14 protein-coding genes are annotated in these 19191 nt (G+C 46.8%); 6 read left to right on the top strand and 8 right to left on the bottom strand.

Annotated features, from left to right (window positions below):
• Positions 1-66 precede the first annotated feature (66 nt).
• From BACINT_RS23970 to BACINT_RS23150, 3 genes are all read right to left on the bottom strand, one after another.
• Entirely contained in the window at positions 67-480 is a 414-nt protein-coding gene (locus BACINT_RS23970; protein WP_021967327.1) for a DUF6769 family protein, read from the bottom strand.
• A gap of 61 nt (positions 481-541) precedes the next feature.
• A complete protein-coding gene (locus BACINT_RS23155; RefSeq protein ID WP_007667902.1) occupies positions 542-1930 on the bottom strand; it encodes an FAD-dependent oxidoreductase in 1389 nt (462 codons plus the stop codon).
• Positions 1931-2007: 77 nt separating this feature from the next.
• Positions 2008-3642, bottom strand: coding sequence for an ABC-F family ATP-binding cassette domain-containing protein (locus BACINT_RS23150; RefSeq protein ID WP_007667901.1), 1635 nt, complete (start codon positions 3640-3642; stop codon positions 2008-2010).
• A 161-nt stretch (positions 3643-3803) separates the two neighbouring features.
• On the opposite strand from BACINT_RS23150, the gene BACINT_RS23145 reads away from it, so the two are divergent.
• Complete coding sequence (locus BACINT_RS23145; protein ID WP_007667900.1) at positions 3804-4205, top strand: response regulator; 402 nt, start codon at positions 3804-3806, stop codon at positions 4203-4205.
• 160 nt (positions 4206-4365) lie between these two features.
• Here BACINT_RS23145 and BACINT_RS23140 read toward each other — a convergent pair whose 3' ends face one another.
• Positions 4366-5199: a hypothetical protein gene (locus BACINT_RS23140; protein WP_007667899.1), complete on the bottom strand. Its 834-nt coding sequence runs from the start codon at positions 5197-5199 to the stop codon at positions 4366-4368.
• A 310-nt stretch (positions 5200-5509) separates the two neighbouring features.
• Between BACINT_RS23140 and BACINT_RS23135 the strand changes: the two genes are divergently transcribed.
• A complete protein-coding gene (locus BACINT_RS23135) occupies positions 5510-6940 on the top strand; it encodes a CCA tRNA nucleotidyltransferase (RefSeq protein WP_007667892.1) in 1431 nt (476 codons plus the stop codon).
• An 83-nt stretch (positions 6941-7023) separates the two neighbouring features.
• Here the strand turns inward: BACINT_RS23135 and BACINT_RS23130 are convergent, their stop codons facing one another.
• On the bottom strand, positions 7024-9267 hold the full coding sequence (locus tag BACINT_RS23130; RefSeq protein ID WP_007667889.1) for an inorganic phosphate transporter: 2244 nt from the start codon (positions 9265-9267) through the stop codon (positions 7024-7026).
• Between the two features lie 84 nt (positions 9268-9351).
• Positions 9352-11421, bottom strand: coding sequence for an RNA degradosome polyphosphate kinase (locus BACINT_RS23125; protein WP_007667886.1), 2070 nt, complete (start codon positions 11419-11421; stop codon positions 9352-9354).
• A gap of 57 nt (positions 11422-11478) precedes the next feature.
• Between BACINT_RS23125 and BACINT_RS23120 the strand changes: the two genes are divergently transcribed.
• The 3 genes from BACINT_RS23120 to rfbB all read left to right on the top strand — a co-directional run bounded on the left by BACINT_RS23120 (position 11479) and on the right by rfbB (position 14167).
• Positions 11479-11970, top strand: coding sequence for a metallophosphoesterase family protein (locus BACINT_RS23120; RefSeq protein WP_007667884.1), 492 nt, complete (start codon positions 11479-11481; stop codon positions 11968-11970).
• A gap of 148 nt (positions 11971-12118) precedes the next feature.
• Positions 12119-12991 carry a glucose-1-phosphate thymidylyltransferase RfbA gene (gene rfbA / locus BACINT_RS23115; RefSeq protein WP_007667881.1) on the top strand — a complete coding sequence of 291 codons (873 nt, stop codon included), beginning with the start codon at positions 12119-12121 and terminating at the stop codon, positions 12989-12991.
• A 36-nt stretch (positions 12992-13027) separates the two neighbouring features.
• Positions 13028-14167, top strand: a complete 1140-nt coding sequence (rfbB, locus tag BACINT_RS23110) for a dTDP-glucose 4,6-dehydratase (RefSeq protein ID WP_007667877.1) — start codon at positions 13028-13030, stop codon at positions 14165-14167.
• A 62-nt stretch (positions 14168-14229) separates the two neighbouring features.
• Here the strand turns inward: rfbB and menA are convergent, their stop codons facing one another.
• Entirely contained in the window at positions 14230-15141 is a 912-nt protein-coding gene (gene menA, locus BACINT_RS23105; RefSeq protein WP_007667874.1) for a 1,4-dihydroxy-2-naphthoate octaprenyltransferase, read from the bottom strand.
• Between the two features lie 107 nt (positions 15142-15248).
• On the opposite strand from menA, the gene BACINT_RS23100 reads away from it, so the two are divergent.
• On the top strand, positions 15249-16157 hold the full coding sequence (locus BACINT_RS23100) for a metallophosphoesterase (RefSeq protein WP_007667870.1): 909 nt from the start codon (positions 15249-15251) through the stop codon (positions 16155-16157).
• 28 nt (positions 16158-16185) lie between these two features.
• Here BACINT_RS23100 and BACINT_RS23095 read toward each other — a convergent pair whose 3' ends face one another.
• A complete protein-coding gene (locus tag BACINT_RS23095; protein WP_007667868.1) occupies positions 16186-19155 on the bottom strand; it encodes a PEP/pyruvate-binding domain-containing protein in 2970 nt (989 codons plus the stop codon).
• Positions 19156-19191 lie beyond the last annotated feature (36 nt).

Raw genomic sequence — 19191 nt, 5'->3', positions numbered from 1 at the left:
TTTTATGTTCTTACTTTTATCAGTGTGCAAAATTAGAGATAAAAGCCTGCAATAAAGTTGCAGACTTTACGATAAAGTAAGAACACACGGAGGTGCGCGAAGTCCTGTGGCACGTGTAAGATACGTGCCATGAAGTGATTCCTGGTATATGCAGTCCTGTCTTTGCCCGCTTTCTTCGGGTAGGACTAATAATCGGAGGAGTGGTTCGGAAAACAATGTAATAACCAGCGGAAAGTCCGGATGTGCCCATCCATTGTCCGAGCTGGGAGTTTGCTGGAAGAAGTGAGTCGTTACACATCCCGTATCGCAACAGCAATGTTCGTTATCCGAGTTGTGTTGTTGTCCGCAACAATCGGGAGCTATATCATTCTTCATGCATATCAACCCGTTGTTGTGGTGGTGATGAGGAATAACCGGCACTACCAGCATGACCATGCTGATGAACATTAGGAAAAATGTTATATACCGTTTCTTCTGCATCTTAATTTTTTAATTGCGGACAAAGATAGAGGTTAACGGCTTAATTACCAAATGTTAGTTATTAAAAAGCCTTGAATAATCCATTTAAACCTTCACTCATACTGGGATGGGTGAATATAAAGCTACGTAAAGCTGAAGATTTCTGTCCGGTCTTTATGGCAAACGCTACCAGATTAATAAGTTCCGGTGCATTCACACAAAAGAGGGAACAGCCCAGAATTTTCTCTGTATCCGTATTTACGATAGCTTTCAACATGCCATCCATATTCTGCAAAGTACGCGCACGCGGAATAGCTGAGGCTGGCAAACGTGATATCTTGATAGGATAACCTCGTTTCACAGCATCTTCCTCTGTCAGACCGATATGTGCCATCGGAGGATCTGTGAAGATGGCGTAAGGCACAGGATTGCGGTCGTCGATAGATCGTTCCTTATTACCGAATAAATGATTCAGGATAATGCGGGAGTCATCGATGGAAAGGTAATCATACATTTCTCCGCCTCTCACATCCCCCAAAGCCCAGATATGTGGTACAGTAGTGCGTAATTGTTCATTTACAATTATTGCTCCCTGTGCGTTGACTTGTACTCTGGCTTTTTCCAGATGCAGATCATCTATCATCGGTTTACGGCCTGTTGCAATGAGCAGGGCATCTCCTTCCAGAAAATAAGGTGTATCGTCCGAGGCATCCGTATAGGCAGCTGTGATACCGTCTGCTGTATCATGCAATGACTGCACGCGGGCATTCAGGCGTATCTCTATATTTTTCCTTTTTAAACTTTCCTGCATGTATTCGGCAATCTCCCGGTCTGCTTTCGGCAGGAAACGTTTACCGGCTTCCAGAATAGTGACCTTACTGCCGAATCCGGCATACATGGTTGCGAATTCCAGTCCGATGGCACCACTGCCTATGATTAGTAAATGTTGGGGAAGAACATCTGCATGGAGTAATGTTTCACTGGTATATACATATTTATTATCTCTTAATCCGTCTATATCCGGCAGGATAGGTATAGAACCGGTATTGATAAATATTTCTTTTCCTTCCAGTTCGAAAGATTTTTCATCTTTTCCGGATGCAAGAGTTACTTTCACCGTATCTTCGCATACAAAAGAAGCGGTTCCGTCATACAATGTGATATTAGGGTTGCCTGTCAGACTCTCGACATTCTTTTCCCGTAGGTACATGACCAACTTGTCTTTGCGTTTCAGGGCAAGAGAATATAACTTGGACTGTTTTTCATAATCATTCTGGTAGATACGCTCAGCAAATTCAGCTTCGTGTATCATGGTTTTGGTAGGGATGCATCCTACGTTTATACAAGTCCCACCGTACATTTCAGGGGAACGTTCTATAACCGCCACTTTCCAGTTGCGGTTGGCTAATTCGGCTGCCAGTAATTTTCCACCTTTGCCAAATCCTATTATTATTGCGTCATATCGTTTCATTATTCTCGTAGTTAAAGGTTTATGGAAATAAAACACTATGACGCAAGAAAAGTTGCTGAAGCCCTGTTAAGGAACGTTTACCTTTCCAGTTCGCGGAGCGACTCCATTTTCTTCTTTTCCAGGAATTCGTAGATACCGCTCAGGTGTTCTTTCACTTGTTTATTACCGAATTCATAGACCTTGGTAACCAGCCCGTCCAAGAAGTCACGGTCGTGGCTTACAACAATCAGTGTACCATCAAAATCCAGCAGAGCTTGCTTCAGGATATCTTTAGTTTTCATGTCCAGGTGGTTTGTCGGCTCATCCAGAATCAGCAGGTTCACCGGTTCCAGCAGCAACTTAATCATAGCAAGCCGGGTGCGTTCTCCACCGGAAAGCACTTTCACCTTTTTCATGGATTGTTCAGGGCCGCCAAACATAAAAGCACCCAGTAAGTCGCGTATCTTGTTACGTATTTCACCTTTTGCCACATCGTCAATCGTTTGGAATACCGTAAGGTTCTCATCCAACATAGACGCTTGGTTCTGTGCGAAATAGCCGATCTGTACATTGTGCCCTAGTGTCAGTGTACCGTCGTGCTCAATCTCTTTCATGATACACTTCACCAGCGTAGACTTACCCTCACCGTTTTTACCGACAAAGGCTAATTTGTCTCCTCGTTCCACAGTCAGCGTAGCATTCTTGAATACTACATGGTCACCATAGGTTTTGCCCACGTTTTCCATGATTACAGGATAGTTACCTGAGCGTGGTGATGGCGGGAACTTCAGCCGCAATGCCGAAGTATCTTCCTCATCCACTTCCAGGATTTCCAGTTTCTCCAGCATCTTTACGCGGCTTTGCACTTGCAGAGTTTTGGAATAAGTGCCTTTGAAGCGTTCGATGAAGTCTTTGGTTTCGGCTATGAACTTCTGTTGTTCGTCATACGCCTTTTGCTGTTGTTCGCGACGTTCTTTGCGGAGTTCCAGATATTTGGAGTAATTTACTTTATAGTCATAAATCCGTCCCATTGTCACTTCAATAGTACGGGTAGTGATGTTATCCACAAATTTACGGTCGTGGCTGATGACGATGACAGCCTTACCATTATTGATGAGGAAATCTTCCAGCCACTGGATACTTTCAATATCGAGGTGATTGGTAGGCTCATCCAGCAACAACACATCTGGTTTCTGTAGCAGCAACTTGGCAAGTTCGATGCGCATACGCCATCCACCGCTGAAGTCACTGGTCTGACGGTCAAAGTCTTCGCGTGTGAAGCCGAGTCCTAACAAAGCTTTTTCCACATCTTCCTCATAGTTGGTGGAGTCGATGGAGTAAAATTTCTCACTCAGGGCAGAGACTGTTTCGATCAGTTCCATATAACTGTCACTTTCGTAATCGGTGCGAGTTTCCAACTCCTTGTTGAGGCGTTCTATTTCTGCTTCCATCTCATGCAGATGTGAGAAGGCTTGTGCTGTTTCCTGAAATACAGTTCGTCCGTCTTCCGTCATCAGGTGCTGCGGCAGATAAGCGATTACACTGTCTTTGGGTGCTGAAATTTTACCCCGGGTAGGTTGGCGTACTCCTGCCAGAATTTTCAGTAAGGTACTTTTCCCCGCTCCGTTCTTTCCCATCAGGGCGATGCGGTCTTTTTCATTAATAACGAAGGAGATATCACTGAATAAGGTGGTGCCGCCAAATTCTACGGCCAGTCCGTCTATTGAAATCATACTCTATTTTTAAATTGAGGCGCAAAGATAGTGCAAATTGAGCGTAGAACTTTCATGCTTGCATGAAAAAGTTATGCCGAGATGCAGCTTATCTTCTCTAAAGATAGTACATTTATATTATTTTTTATATCTTTGCCTCATTAAACAAAAATACATTGGTCATGGAAACAGGGAATTTGTCAGAAGATTACCGTCCGCTGATACTGGTAGCGGAAGACGATGATAGCAACTTTAAATTGATAAAAGCTATTATTGGCAAGAAATGCGAGATATTGTGGGCAAAGAACGGTGAAGAGATGGTTGGTCTGTTCAAAGAGAACCGTGGAAAGACAGCTGCTATCCTTATGGATATCAAAATGCCTATCATGAATGGTCTGGAAGCGACAAAGATCATTCGCGAAGAAGAAAAGGAACTTCCTATCATTATGCAGACTGCCTATGCTTTTACGGCTGACCGTGAAAATGCAATGGCTGCCGGTGCTTCGGAAGTATTGGTGAAACCCATTACGTTGAGTGCATTGCGTACTTGCCTGAGCAAGTTCCTGCCGCAATTACAGTGGTAACAGAATTTTCATAGCATAAATTATACTATAATGAGCGCGGGATGACTTCATAATGTAGTTGTCCCGCGCTCCTTATTTTATGCCTTCACCTTGTGCGATAAATATGTTTCAGCCAATATTCAAATTAATCACTATTGTTACTTTGTTATCGTCTACGTGTTTATTTTCCTTGTTCTGTTTCTTCTCTTTCCTGCATCTTTCGTTTCACGAATTCTATCTTCAAGTTCGCCTCTTCCATCTCTTTTTTTATCTGAGTGATGGATGAAAGTATCTGTGCCAGTTCATAAACCCCTGCCAATGCCTGGCGGTCTATCGGAGACATAGTAGTGGAGTAGGAGCGTTCGCCTTGATAGTTCACTTTGATATTCTTGTCCTTATTCAAGTAAAGGAATCCTATTACATTACCATCTTCTCCCATTTTGAAGTCTGCCTTTTCTATTTTTTCTCCCAAATCGGTGGTTTCATAACCATCTTTGGAAGCAGGTGTCTCAGCAAAACTGCCATCAGGGGCGACCACTTTTACGCCTACATGGTGAATATTGCTGGGACCGCAATAAATGGAAGTCATGCTCATTTGCCCGGTTTCATTCACTTGGAAACGTAGATAGGAACGATGCAGATTCTTCTCTATAACTTGTGAAGGGTGCAAATAGTTACCTATTTGTTGATATTCGGCATCTTTTTCGAGTGTGAATCTACCCTTCAGGGCATCCAGTTCTCCTTGTTTTTGTTGAAGCAGGCTATCCAGGTAAACAAGTGTTTTTTCTTGCTCCTTCAGTTCCACTTGTTGCATCAATCCGATGCCCTCCCGGCGGGTTTCAAAAGCTTTGGGATATAGTATTTTAATGCTATCTATCTGCATCTTTGCTTCGCTAAAGTCTCCCCGTTCGAAGGCTGCGCGGGCTGTTTGCAGTTTCTCACCTGCTTTCTTCTCTACATTTTCACAAGATAAGAGCGTGCAGCAGAGGCACGCAAGAAGCGTCACTTTCTTCATAATTACTGTTGTTCTGTTAGTGAGGACAAAATTAGAAATAATATCCGTATCTTTGCACTCTGAAAATAGATAAATAGTATTTTAGTTTTCCGGAGATATCGGAAATTTAGAACAATCTGATATCCGGGCCGTACCAACTCCGTATCAAGCCCGTACCAACTCCATACCAAGTCCAAGTGTATAGACATGGAGTAACTACGGAGATGATAGGGATCAGATAAGAATGGAGAGAGGAGAGGCCGGGAATATAGACCAAAAACAGTGCTACTTTCTCCAATGAAAACTAAATAATTATTTTAAAAAGTATAGTATGATAGAATTGACGGCAGAAGAACTGAAACAGCATTTCAGCGACGATATATTCAAACGGATATCCGAGACAGCAGATGAATTGGGATTGGAATGTTATGTAGTCGGCGGATATGTGCGCGATATTTTCCTGCAACGCCCTTCTAAGGATATTGATGTTGTAGTAGTAGGTAGTGGTATAGAGATGGCCGAAGCGCTGGGTAAACGCTTGGGACGTGGAGCACACGTAGCCCTGTTTAAGAATTTTGGTACCGCACAAGTAAAATACCGTGGTATAGAAGTGGAGTTTGTTGGTGCACGTAAGGAGTCTTATCAGCGCGACTCCCGTAAGCCCATCGTTGAAGACGGTACATTGGAAGACGATCAGAATCGGCGGGATTTTACTATCAATGCATTGGCTGTCTGCCTGAATCAGAGCCGGTTCGGAGAATTGGTAGACCCTTTCGGTGGTATAGAAGATCTGAAAGAAAAAACAATCCGTACTCCTCTTGACCCGGATATTACATTTAGTGACGACCCATTGCGCATGATGCGGTGCATCCGTTTTGCCACTCAGCTGAACTTTTATATTGATGATACTACATTTGAGTCTTTGTGCCGCAACTGTGGGCGTATATCCATTATCTCCAAGGAGCGTATTGCCGATGAACTTAATAAGATAATACTTTCTCCGATTCCCTCTAAAGGGTTTATAGATTTGGACCGTTCCGGTTTGTTGTCCCTGATTTTTCCGGAACTGGCTGCCCTTCAAGGTGTGGAAACACGTAATGGGCGGGCACATAAGGACAATTTCTATCACACATTGGAAGTACTCGATAACATCAGTCGTAAAACGGATAATCTTTGGTTACGGTGGGCTGCACTGCTGCATGATATAGCTAAACCCGCCACTAAACGTTGGGAGCCTCGTGCAGGTTGGACTTTCCATAATCATAATTTCATTGGTGAGAAGATGGTTCCTGATATTTTCCGGAAGATGAAGCTGCCGATGAATGAGAAGATGAAGTATGTACAGAAGTTGGTGAGTCTGCATATGCGCCCTATTGTGATAGCGGATGATGTGGTAACCGATTCTGCTGTCCGCCGTCTTCTTTTTGAAGCCGGAGATGATATTGATGATTTGATGACATTGTGTGAAGCTGATATCACTTCTAAAAATATGGAGCGTAAGCAGCGATTTCTGAATAACTTCCAGTTAGTACGCCAGAAGTTGAAAGACCTCGAAGAGCGTGACCGAGTCCGCAATTTCCAACCGCCTGTCAGTGGAGAAGAGATTATGGAAACTTTCAATCTGGAACCCTGCCGGGAAGTGGGAGCTTTGAAAAGCGCCATTAAAGATGCCATTCTAGATGGGGTGATTCCCAATGAATACGAAGCAGCGCGTGCTTTTATGATGGAACGGGCGGCAAAAATGGGATTGAAACGTCCTTGATTCTTTGGAGAGTAAAAATAAGATGAGCCCTGCAATATTTGTGTTGCAGGGCTCATTTCGTTATGTCTGAAACTGATATTTAATTATTCTGTCAATTGGAACTTACGGCTCACCTTCATCAGGTTAATAGTGTAAGTAACAACATTTTGTGCTTCCTGTATCATTGTCAGGTATACCATGCTGACTTTGATACTGCCGGACTGAGTCTGAATGCGTTGTAATTCTTCCCGTTTCAGGTGCGACAGTTGTCCGTTCAGATCATTCGCTTTCCGGAGTTCATTTTCAAAATCCTCATAATCATTGTTCTCCATCTTATGACGGCAAACCTGTAGTAAGTAAACGATATCTTCCGTTACATCAGAGAATTCACCTTTCTGGATGGTATCCAATGGCTTGAAATTATTGTCGATGTGCTCTAGGCAGGGTTCGCAGAGGCGTCCGATACTGTAAACCAGTTCGCTGGCAAAATCATTGCCCTGGTAATAGTAAAGGCCTTTTTCCAATACAGTATTGTTGTCTAAGCGACACATGGCAAGAGTACCTGTACGTTTCATCTGTTTAATGAGTTGTTTCTCGAATTTTACCGATCCCATGGCACGACGCAGACCGCGCAGGTTCTCATGCAAGAAAGCAGTAACCGTACGTTCGAAGTTCTCTTCTGTGAACTCCAATACCTTAACCAGTTCTTCGCGGGTATGCTTACGCAGCAAATCCAGAATTTCTGTATTGTTATTACTTTGCATCAGCTGTTTGAGGGTCTCATTACCCTTTTCTTTAGCTTTGCGTTTCTTGTACATTACCTGGCTGCGGATCAGTGTGAATATCGCCAGGCCGATCAGTGCTATGATAGCAAACGTGCCTCCGAAATGGATAACCATGGCCACAAAGAAACAGATGGTAAATGCCGCACCGGCAGTGATGAACCAGCCACCGATTACACTGAGTACGCCTGTTATACGGAATACGGCAGAGTCACGTCCCCAGGCCCGGTCGGCAAGTGAGGTACCCATGGCAACCATGAACGTTACGTAAGTGGTGGAAAGAGGAAGTTTCAATGAAGTACCTAAAGCAATGAGCAGACCGGCCAGTACCAGATTTACCGAAGCGCGAACCAGGTCGAAAGCTGCACCATCGGCAATGATGGCCTCGTCTTTACGGAAGCGGGTATCGAGCCAGCGTTTCGTGCCTTCGGGCATTACTTTGGATATTCCGTTGGATAATGTCATACTGAAGCGTACCAGTGTACGGGCGATAGGGGTGCTTCCGAAGTTTTCTTCTCCTTCATCCTGACGGGCAAGGTCGACGGAAGTTTTGATTACATTATGCGCTTTTTTAGAAGTACAAAGGGCATATACCATGATGACACCTGCTCCAAAGAGGAAATACCACGGTGTCTTGGCCGGGCCGAGGAGTGAAGTCATCAGGAAGCCGTCCGGCGAACTGCCTGCTCCGTTGGTTGTAAAGTCTATGAAAGAGGAATAACCAGCTAAGGGTACACCTATAAAGTTTACGAGGTCATTGCCGGCAAAGGCGAGTGCCAGTGCGAAAGTACCCAGCAGCACCACTACTTTGAATACATTTACTTTGAGCCAGTGCAACACCTGCATGAGTATCGTAAAGAAAATGAAACAGCTACCGATCAGCATTGCCGTGTTATCCTGTATCCACTGTTTGTTGTCAGCAGTCATGAATGAACTGTCTTTCAACCCCTTTATCAGCATAAAGTAGATGATGGATGTAACAGCAATACCTCCGAAGATACCAATGCTGTATTTCATCCTCTTCTTGTAGTTGAAAGTGAATATTACACGTGCCAGCCATTGTACCAGCATACCGAAGAAGAAAGCAATGGCGACGGAGACGAAGATGGCCATAATGACGGATAGGGCTTTGTCTGTATTGATAAGATCGCCGAGCCCCAGTGTGTCGCTGTTGTTTACTTTGATGAGTGCCAGGGCAAATGTACCTCCGAGTAGCTCGAATACCATAGACACGGTAGTGGAAGTAGGCATACCCATTGTGTTGAAGACATCCAGCAAGACTACGTCCGTTAGCATCACGGCAAGCAGGATGCACATGATTTCGGCAAAATAAAAGTGCTGTGGCTGATAGATACCGTGCCGTGCAATATCCATCATGCCGTTGGACAATGCTGCGCCGATGAATACGCCTATACCGGCGATAAACAACACGGTTTTGAAAGATGCAGCTTTTGCACCGACTGACGATTGGAGAAAATTGACTGCATCATTACTGACGCCCACGATGAGGTCGAACACCGCGAGGACGAACAGGAAGATGACAATGCATAGATAAATAGTTTCCATAATGATGTATTTTATTTCTGGCTGCAAAGGAACGGAAACCGTGTTGCAGCGAGGTGTCATACATATTACAGAAATGTTACAAAACTATTCAATTCTCTCTTTCAAGTATTCATAAAAGGTATACTGCGAACGTACTTTTTCTTTCAGCGGATGGGCCGATTTCCAGCAGTTATGCAAATTTTCATCCACGAAACAGGCCTTACGCTTGTCTGAAAGCTGGATGGAGAGCATGTCTATCAGTTCTTGCTTGGCATCGGGGTCCAGTATAGGGGTCACGGCTTCAATGCGGCGGTAAAGATTACGCCGCATCCAGTCCGGTGAACCGAGGAAGAGCTTCGGATTGCCACCATTACCGAAGTACCATATACGGGCATGTTCCAGAAATGTATCCACAATACGTGTTACACGAATGTTACGACTGTATTTCTGTCCCGGTATCAGGCAACAAATGCCGCGTATGATCAGGTCTATTTCCACACCGGCCTGTGAGGCTTCATACAGACGGTCTATCATGGTGGGGTCCTGCAGCGCATTCATTTTAAGGATGATCCGGCCTTTCTTACCCTTCCTTGCCAGTTTCATTTCATGATCGATGAGGCGGTTTAGTTCCGGTATCAGGTTGAAGCGTGCCACCAGTAACCGGTGGAATACAGGATTCTCTTTTCCCCGTAAGGTGCGGAACAGATTGTGAAGGTCATTGACGATGATGGGATTGCAGGTGAAGAGTCCGCTGTCGGCATACAGTGTGGCGGTCTTTTCATTGAAATTCCCGGTGCTGATATATGCATAGCTGGTCAGTTTCTTATCCTCTTTGTCACGGCGCAGGACGAGGGCAACTTTGGCATGTACTTTTAATTTGGGTATACTATATATAATATTGATACCCGATGCTTTCATCATTTCGGCGGTGGCAAGGTTATTCTCTTCATCGAAGCGGGCTTTCAGTTCCACGAAGACCGTGACTTTCTTTCCATTTTGGGCGGCAGCTATCAGGGTGTTGATAACAGCGGAGTTTTCCGCCACCCGGTATTGGGTTACCATGATTTCGCGTACGGTAGGTTCGTGCACCGCCTCGTACAGGAAGTGAGTGAAGTGCTCGAAAGAGTGGTAAGGGTAATGCAATAACAGATCCTTCTTCTCCACATATTGAAAAATGGACTCCCGTTCGTTGAGGCATGTCAGCTTCATCGGTTGCGGTTTCCGGATGGGATGGATATTCGGATTCGGATTGGGCAGATGTCGTAAGTCTTCCAGATTCAGGTGCTTATCCCCCGGAACCAGTTCACGGCGGTCGATATGGAAAGCATCTATTAGGTAGTCGAGGAAGTCCTGCGGCATGGCACGGTCGTACACAAAACGGCAGACATCTCCTATCTTGCGCTTTTTCACCTTGGTCTTCACCTGTTCTATGATTTCGGAAGTATTGGCGGCATCGTCTATCAGTATATCCGCATCGCGCGAAATCTTGATACAATAACTGCTGTCCACATCATAACCGGGAAAGATCACATCCAGATTGGCCTTGATGATATCTTCGATGAACATCAGGTAATAGTTGTTCCCCACTTTGGGTAGTTCGATGAAACGGGGTACTTTGCTGTAAGGTTGCTTCATCACGAAGTACTGCGTACGTCCGGGAGCACCGGGCGGCAATCCTTTCAGGTGAAGGCGGACGGCCAGATACAGGCGGTTGTCTCGCAGGAAGGAGATAACCTTATCTTTGGAAACAGGTACGGGCTGCAGGAAAGGGAAGATTTCTTCCCGGAAAAAACGTCGTACAAAGTCACGATGAAACGGTTCTACGTTGCGGCTCTGATAAAAGATGATATGGTTTTTCTTCAGGGCAGGAAGTATTTTCTGTTCATAGATGCGGATACGGTCCTCCATCTGGCGGTTTACTTCAAGATTGATTGCGTCTACCAGTTCGATGGTCGATTGTACTGTTTCCTCGTCACTTTGTGCGGCACCGGTAGCTATTGCCTTATGGTCGGCAACGCGTATTTTATAGAATTCTTCCAGGTTGGAAGAATAAATGGATATAAAGTTAATGCGTTCGTATAGTGGAAGAGTATCATCTTCCGCTTCCAGCAGGACACGGTAGTTGAATGACAGCCAACTGATGTCCCGTTTAAAATATTGATATTGGTTTTCCATGGTTTCATCAAGATTTGCCCAAATATAGTTACCTTTGCACAGATAAACAAAAGAAAGATGACAAAAGTTGGTTTATTATCCGATACACACGGCTATTGGGATGAAAAGTATCTGCAATATTTCGAGACGTGTGACGAAATCTGGCATGCCGGTGACATCGGTTCGCTGGAGGTGGCCCGGAAGCTGGAGGCATTCCGTCCTTTCCGTGCCGTGTATGGTAACATCGACGGGCAAGACATCCGTCAGGTCTATCCGCAAATCAACCGTTTCACGGTCGATGGTGCCGAGGTATTGATAAAGCATATTGGCGGTTATCCCGGCAATTATGATCCTTCCATACGGGGCAGTATCTTGGTGCGTCCGCCTAAGCTTTTCATCAGCGGACACTCCCATATACTAAAGGTAAAGTATGACAAAACGCTCGATATGCTGCACATCAATCCCGGTGCTGCAGGTATCTCCGGATTCCATAAAGTACGTACCATGGTGCGCTTTATTGTGGACAACGGAGTGTTCAAGGACCTTGAAGTGATAGAGCTCGCAGGGTGAGAAAGCTCCTAAAAATAATTTAAATTATTTTGTACTGCATTCCGTTTGCATTATCTTTGTAGCCTGAATAGATCACCGAGAGCCGTGGGGCGTTGTCCTCCTTCTTATTTTATTCTATATTTGTATCAACCGAAAAAAGAACTGAAATATGAAAGGAATTATTCTTGCCGGTGGTAGCGCCACCCGTCTTTACCCCTTATCTAAGGCTATTTCCAAGCAGATTATGCCGGTTTATGACAAGCCAATGATTTATTATCCGCTTTCCACGCTTATGTTGGCGGGGATACGCGAAGTGCTGATTATCTCCACTCCACGTGACTTGCCCATGTTTCGCGAATTGCTGGGTACGGGTGAAGAGCTTGGAATGTCCTTTGCTTATAAGATACAAGAGCAGCCTAACGGACTGGCTCAGGCTTTCGTGTTGGGGGCCGAGTTTCTGAACGGTGAGCCGGGATGTCTCATTCTGGGTGATAACATGTTCTACGGACAGGGCTTTTCTGCCATGCTGAAACGTGCTGCCTCCATTGAAAAAGGTGCATGCATCTTCGGTTATTATGTGAAGGACCCTCGTGCTTATGGTGTGGTGGAATTTGATGCCGACGGAAAAGCGATTTCCCTTGAAGAGAAACCTGCACAGCCCAAGAGCAACTATGCAGTGCCCGGTCTGTATTTCTACGACTCTACCGTTACTGCCAAGGCTGCCGCTCTGAAACCTTCCGCCCGTGGCGAATATGAAATTACGGATTTGAATCGTCTGTATCTGGACGAGGGCACGTTGAAAGTCGAAATCTTCGGTCGTGGTTTTGCATGGCTCGATACCGGAAACTGTGACAGCCTGCTGGAAGCAAGCAACTTTGTGGCTACCATACAGAACCGTCAGGGCTTCCGCGTCAGCTGCATCGAAGAGATAGCCTGGCGTAAGGGTTGGATAGATGCCGACCAGCTTTACCGTCTTGGTGAGCAACTTGGCAAAACAGAATATGGCACTTACCTAATGGAACTTGCCAATTCCCACCGCTAATAACTTTTAATATTCAATTTTTAATTTATAATTTAAATGAAGACTTATCTTGTAACCGGTGCTGCCGGATTTATCGGCGCGAACTATATCAAGTATATCCTGGCAAAGCATGATGACGTGCAGCTTGTGATACTTGATGCTTTAACCTATGCCGGAAACCTTGGAACCATCGCTAAAGACATTGATGACGAACGCTGTTTCTTTGTAAAAGGTGACATCTGCGACCGGATACTTGCCGACGAACTGTTTGCCAAATTTAAATTCGACTATGTGGTGAACTTTGCTGCCGAGAGTCACGTAGACCGTAGCATTGAGAATCCGCAGCTCTTCCTCGTTACTAATATTCTGGGTACGCAGAACCTGCTGGATGCAGCTCGCCGTGCCTGGGTGACGGGTAAGGATGAGAATGGCTATCCTACCTGGCGCAAGGGTGTGCGTTACCATCAGGTGTCTACGGACGAGGTGTACGGTTCGTTGGGTGCCGACGGCTACTTCACGGAGCAAACCCCGCTTTGTCCGCATAGCCCGTACAGTGCTTCCAAGACCAGTGCCGACATGGTGGTTATGGCTTACCATGATACCTATAAAATGCCGGTGACCATTACCCGTTGTTCCAATAACTACGGCCCGTATCACTTCCCCGAAAAGTTGATTCCGCTTATCATCAAGAATATTCTGGAAGGAAAGAAACTTCCTGTCTACGGTGACGGCAGCAATGTGCGCGACTGGCTCTATGTAGAAGACCATTGCAAAGCTATCGACCTGGTGGTTCGCGAAGGTGTGGAAGGTGAAGTGTACAACGTAGGTGGCCATAACGAAAAGACCAACCTTGAAATTGTGAAGCTGACCATTGCCACTATCCACCGCCTGATGACGGAGAAACCCGAATATCGCGAAGTCCTGAAGAAGAAGACGAAAGACGAAGATGGTCAGATTGACATCAGCTGGATTAATGAAGACCTGATTACTTTCGTGAAGGATCGTCTCGGTCATGACCAACGTTATGCCATCGACCCGGCAAAGATTACCGCTGCTCTGGGCTGGTATCCCGAAACGAAGTTCGAAGACGGTATCGTGAAGACCATTGAGTGGTATCTGAATAACCAGGCGTGGGTGGAAGAAGTAACCAGCGGCGACTACCAGCACTATTACGAGAAGATGTACGGCAAAAGGTAATAATTTATCTCATGAGACGACCTTAAATAGTCTCATGAGATGAATCCGAATGCCTGCTGCGTTTATGCAGCCAGTGCTACGGCCAGCAGTATGCCCAGGAATAGCATGTTGCGTGAAGTTTCGCCCAGGATACGGTTCAGCCCTTTGCCGCTGCGGATGTTCACCATCTTGCGCCACGTCAGGGCGTGCATGCAGAGGTAGACGCAGGGGGCCCAGATAAACTCGATCAGCGTCAGTCGGCCGGTATTTACAAACCAGAGGCAGAGCAGCGTGGCGGCAATACCCAGCCCTAAATACATATTTTCACCGAACTTCCGGCCATAGCGCACTACCAGTGTACACTTGCCACTCACGGCATCTTGCTCGCGGTCGCGGTAGTTGTTCACCATCAGCAGGGTGTCTATGGCCAGACCGCTGACGAGCGACAGTACCAACACGTCCATATTCAGCGTGTAGGCCTGTACGTAGTAGGTGCCGCAGACGGGCACGAAGCCGAAGAAGACCAGCACCAGCACATCGCCCCAGCCCAGATAGGAGAGCAGCGTGGTGTAGAGAAAGGCAAACAGGATACATACTACTCCCAGCACCACCAGTTCCCAGCCTCCGTGGGGCAGTTGTCCCCAGACGATGAAGAGCAGTGCCAGTCCTGCCAGGCACGACAGCAGCAATGCGCAGCCGATGCCAAGTTTCATGGCTCCCGGAGTAATCCAGCCTTCGGCGCAAGCACGTGGCGGACCCAGACGATCTTTACGGTCGGTGCCTTTCTGAAAGTCGAAAAGGTCATTGATGAAATTTGCGGCAATTTGCATGCCGCAGGCGAAGAGGGCGCACAGCAGGGCGGGCGGGGTCTTGAACTCCCCATCGCTGAAAGCCAGGGCACTACCCAGCAGTACGGGGATGATGGCTCCCGTCAAGGTCTTGGGACGGGCGGCGAGAAACCAGGCATAAGGTGAATTCAGTTTAATCTCTTTCATATTTCCGTTTTTAGTTTAGGGTGAATGCTTGTTTACCGATTCTTGCAACAAAGATACTGAAAATGCCTATCTTTGTGTCTGTGTAATGAAGAAAATACTGCTTGTATATGATGAAGAAATTCCTCTATGTGATTCTTGGAGTACTGTTTCTCTCTTCTTGTAGATCGAACCTGTACGTACTTCCTTCTCTGCCGCCGGAGACTTCGGTAGCGGACAGTATCCGACTCGTCGATACAGAAATAACCTCTTCAAAGGCAGGTTCCGGCTACCGGGGCATCAGCCGGGTACGGACGTACAAGTTCAGTCACCCCGATGTGCCTGCTGCTTTCGACGGTTTTCGCATTGCCTTTATTTCTGATTTGCACTACAAAAGTCTTTTCAAGGAGAAAGGTCTGGAGAACCTGGTCCGCTTGCTCAATGACCAGCGGGCAGACGTGCTGCTGGTGGGTGGCGACTTGCATGAGGGATGTGAGTATGTGGCACCTGTCGTCTCCGCCCTGGCGGCGGTGAAAGTGCCGATGGGCACCTACGTGGTGCTGGGCAACAACGATTATGAGGCCTGTTATGCCGACATTGTGCGCCAATTGGAGGCACACAACATTCATTTGCTGGAGCACCGCGTGGATACACTGAAGCGGGACGGGGCGGAGATTCTGATAGCCGGCGTGCGCAATCCTTTTGATCTGCAGAAGAATGGTGTATCTCCTACGCTCGCCCTTTCACCTGATGATTTCGTGATTCTGCTGATGCATACGCCCGACTATGCCGAGGATGTTGCCATAACGAATACCGACCTTGTCCTCGCCGGACATACACACGGTGGGCAGGTGACGCTGTTCGGGCTTTATGCTCCCATTCTTCCTTCGCACTACGGACAGCGGTTTCGTGGCGGATTGAAGCGCAATTCCCAAGGAATACCGATGATCATTACCAATGGTCTGGGGACTTCCAATAAGAATATCCGCATGTTTGCCCCCAGCGAGGTGGTGGTGATAGAACTGAACGTTCATCACTAATCATATCCTCTTTGAATGAGAACAGAAATTATTCTTCGGGCATCAGTACTACTCCCAGCTTCTTCTTGCCATCCATCTTTACTGTTACAGGTTGTTCGAAATGAACGTGCCGCAGGTATTTTGTCTCGTGTACGGCAGGTTGGGCATTCAGGAATTCTTGGTTGTATACACCGTCGTTCATAAATGCATTGATGGTGAAATACCCTACGCCGAAAGATGTCAGGTTCTGGAAGAAATGGGTTCCCTGACTGGGGTCTACACGGTAATTCGTCAGTCCGGCTTCCACAATGACGCGGGCGGCGCTGATGTGTGGCCACTTCACGGGGATGCCGAGCCAAGTGTCACTACTTCCCCAGCGTCCGGGACCGACGAGGACATAGTTTCGCCCTTCGTCCAGGAATTGCTGGTTCAGCTTCTCCATCTCCCAGGCAATTTCCTGATTGTGCGATGCAATATAGTCCTCCGTCTTCACGTAGACGACGTCATAGATATCATTCATAATGCCATGACCCAGCGAGTTGTTGGAGCGGAGCAAGGTTTTCTCATCCGGTATGGCGGTGAGGTCTTCATCCAGCATTTCTTTGGTGTCTACGATAGGACGTATCTGCAGCAGGTAGAAAGTACCCGATTTATCCTGTTCGCGGCTCATGGTGGCGGCAAACTCTATCTCGACGGGGCGGCGCATTTCCTGCTCACCGTACTTCAATACCAGTTGTAGGATACGTGCCAACGGGAAAACATCATGTTGCAGGATGTTGGCGAAAGTGATTACCTTGCGCCCACCGGGATAAAGACCATCGCGGATAATCTGGTCGTAAGGGTCGTAGGTGGAGGCTATGTAATTCAGTGCTCCATCCTTTTCCGCCTCTTTCACGTGCAGTTTCAGCAGGTTGAAGCCATCGTCCATAGAGAAATCGTGTCCGGCATTACGCAGGTCGAGGGCATAGAAGCGGGTTTGCGTCTCTTTCAGGGCTATCTCCATTTCGCTGGTTTGCAGAATCTGATGCGGATGATAGGGAGAGAAACGGAGCGTCATGCCACCGTCTACGATGTACTTGCCAAGACCGAGGGCGAGATTTACTGTACCTTCTTCGGCCTTTTCATCACCGATGGGGTAATAGTTGAGCGAACGTGCCACGCCGGACATACTGGGGTAATAACGGTCGCCATATTGGTTGCCGACTACCTCTTGCAGGATGACAGCCATCTTCTCCTGATCGATGACATTACTTGTGGCCTGCATATACGCCTTGCTGTCGCGGAAATAGACCGAAGCATATACGCCTTTGATGGCGTCGGACAGCATACGGAGCATTTCGTATTTATCATCCAGATAAGGAATCATATAAGTATTATAGATTCCGGCGAAGGGCTGATAGTGCGAATCCTCCAGCAAGGAAGACGAGCGGATGGCAAGCGGTGACTTCACTACATCGAAGAAGGTGAAAAAGTCTTCCACTAACCGGTCGGGTAGTTTGGCTTTCAGGAAGTAGCGCAGGATTAAGTCGTCATCAGCATCGGAGAGGGCTACCTGATACAGGTTGTTTGTCTCCATGAACTCGTCGAAGACATCGGTACAGAGTACCACTGTCTTAGGGATGGCAACGCGGGCATTATCGAACTCTTCAAATTCGGGATGATGCTTCACCATGTTGTCAATAAAAGCCAATCCACGACCTTTGCCTCCCAATGAACCATCGCCGATACGGGCAAAATTGGAGTAACGGTCGAAGCGGTCACGCTTGAACACAGCTACCACACCTTGGTTCTTCATCTTACGGTATTTTACGATGGCTTCGAAGATGATCTTGCGGTGAGCATCCACGTCCTGCAGGCTGTTCCAAGTGATAGGTTTCAGGAACTCTGCCACCGGGAACATGGCGCGTGAGTAGAGCCAGCGACTGACGTGGTTGCGGCTGATATGATAGAGGAACGACTCCGCAGGTACTGCAAAGAGGATATTCTGCAATTCTTTCAGATTTTTTACGCGGGCTATCTCTTCCAGCGTATCAGGATTGCGGAAAATGAAATCGCCGAAACCGAAGTTGTCCGATACGATGCGGCGCAGATCCACATCCATCTTCTTGGAATTCTTGTCGATGAAAGCGGCACCGTATTTGGATGCATACAGTGCATTTTCCGATTCGGACGACTGGATGATGAGCGGCACGAACGGATCTTCCTTACGGATGGCTGCGCACAGCTTGATACCTGCCAGTCCGTCCTTTTCGCCACGTTCCACGCGTGGAAAGCGGACATCGGTAATCACTCCTAATATATTATTCTTGTATTTCTCGTAGATACCGATCGCTTCTTCGTATGTACGCGCCAGCACGATCTTCGGACGTCCACGCATACGCAGTGTCCGCTGGTGGGCATTCAATGCTTCGGTACTGAATTCCTGGCTTTGTTTCAGCACGAATTTATAAAGATTGGGCAAGATGGACGAGTAGAACCGGATACCGTCTTCCACTACCAGAATCACTTGTACACCGACTTCGTTTACATCGTGCTCTAGGTTCATCTTGTCCTCTATCAGTTTGATGATAGACACCAGCAAGTCGGTATTTCCCAACCAACAGAAGATATATTCGAAGGGGCTCAGGTCTTCATTGGCAATACGCTTGGTGATGCCGTGACTGAAAGGAGTCAGTATCACCATGGGGATATGTTCGTACAAGCCCTTGATGTGGCGTGCTACATCGAAACTGTCATTATCTCCCGTACCCGGCATGCAGATGATGAGATCGAACGGTACGGTGGAAAGTTGTGCCAACGCTTCTTCACAGGTGGATACCTGGGTAAACCGTGGAGGATAACGCAGGGAGAGCGATGTGTATTCATTAAATATTTTTTCATCTATACGCCCGTCGTCTTCCAGCATAAAAGCATCATAGGGGTTGGCTATCAGAAGGATATTGAAAATGCGGCGCGTCATCAGGTTGGCGAACTGCGTATCTTTAAAATAAAGCTGGTTTAATTTAAGCTTGCTGAGCATGGCTTATCACGAATTATTGGTTTGAAAGGCAAAAAT

Source organism: Bacteroides intestinalis DSM 17393, assembly GCF_000172175.1.
Classification (GTDB): domain Bacteria; phylum Bacteroidota; class Bacteroidia; order Bacteroidales; family Bacteroidaceae; genus Bacteroides; species Bacteroides intestinalis.
Note: the sequence above shows the minus strand (reverse complement) of the source record. Positions and strands in the feature narration are given on the sequence as shown.

Excerpts from the sequence above, each read along its gene's own strand:
- rfbB (WP_007667877.1), top strand. The coding sequence starts at position 13,028 with ATGAAGACTTATCTTGTAACCGGTGCTGCCGGATTTATCGGCGCGAAC.
- BACINT_RS23100 (WP_007667870.1), top strand. The coding sequence starts at position 15,249 with ATGATGAAGAAATTCCTCTATGTGATTCTTGGAGTACTGTTTCTCTCT.
- BACINT_RS23155 (WP_007667902.1), bottom strand. The coding sequence starts at position 1,930 with ATGAAACGATATGACGCAATAATAATAGGATTTGGCAAAGGTGGAAAA.
- menA (WP_007667874.1), bottom strand. The coding sequence starts at position 15,141 with ATGAAAGAGATTAAACTGAATTCACCTTATGCCTGGTTTCTCGCCGCC.
- BACINT_RS23150 (WP_007667901.1), bottom strand. The coding sequence starts at position 3,642 with ATGATTTCAATAGACGGACTGGCCGTAGAATTTGGCGGCACCACCTTA.
- BACINT_RS23140 (WP_007667899.1), bottom strand. The coding sequence starts at position 5,199 with ATGAAGAAAGTGACGCTTCTTGCGTGCCTCTGCTGCACGCTCTTATCT.
- BACINT_RS23125 (WP_007667886.1), bottom strand. The coding sequence starts at position 11,421 with ATGGAAAACCAATATCAATATTTTAAACGGGACATCAGTTGGCTGTCA.
- BACINT_RS23130 (WP_007667889.1), bottom strand. The coding sequence starts at position 9,267 with ATGGAAACTATTTATCTATGCATTGTCATCTTCCTGTTCGTCCTCGCG.
- BACINT_RS23970 (WP_021967327.1), bottom strand. The coding sequence starts at position 480 with ATGCAGAAGAAACGGTATATAACATTTTTCCTAATGTTCATCAGCATG.
- BACINT_RS23095 (WP_007667868.1), bottom strand. The coding sequence starts at position 19,155 with ATGCTCAGCAAGCTTAAATTAAACCAGCTTTATTTTAAAGATACGCAG.
- rfbA (WP_007667881.1), top strand. The coding sequence starts at position 12,119 with ATGAAAGGAATTATTCTTGCCGGTGGTAGCGCCACCCGTCTTTACCCC.
- BACINT_RS23120 (WP_007667884.1), top strand. The coding sequence starts at position 11,479 with ATGACAAAAGTTGGTTTATTATCCGATACACACGGCTATTGGGATGAA.
- BACINT_RS23145 (WP_007667900.1), top strand. The coding sequence starts at position 3,804 with ATGGAAACAGGGAATTTGTCAGAAGATTACCGTCCGCTGATACTGGTA.
- BACINT_RS23135 (WP_007667892.1), top strand. The coding sequence starts at position 5,510 with ATGATAGAATTGACGGCAGAAGAACTGAAACAGCATTTCAGCGACGAT.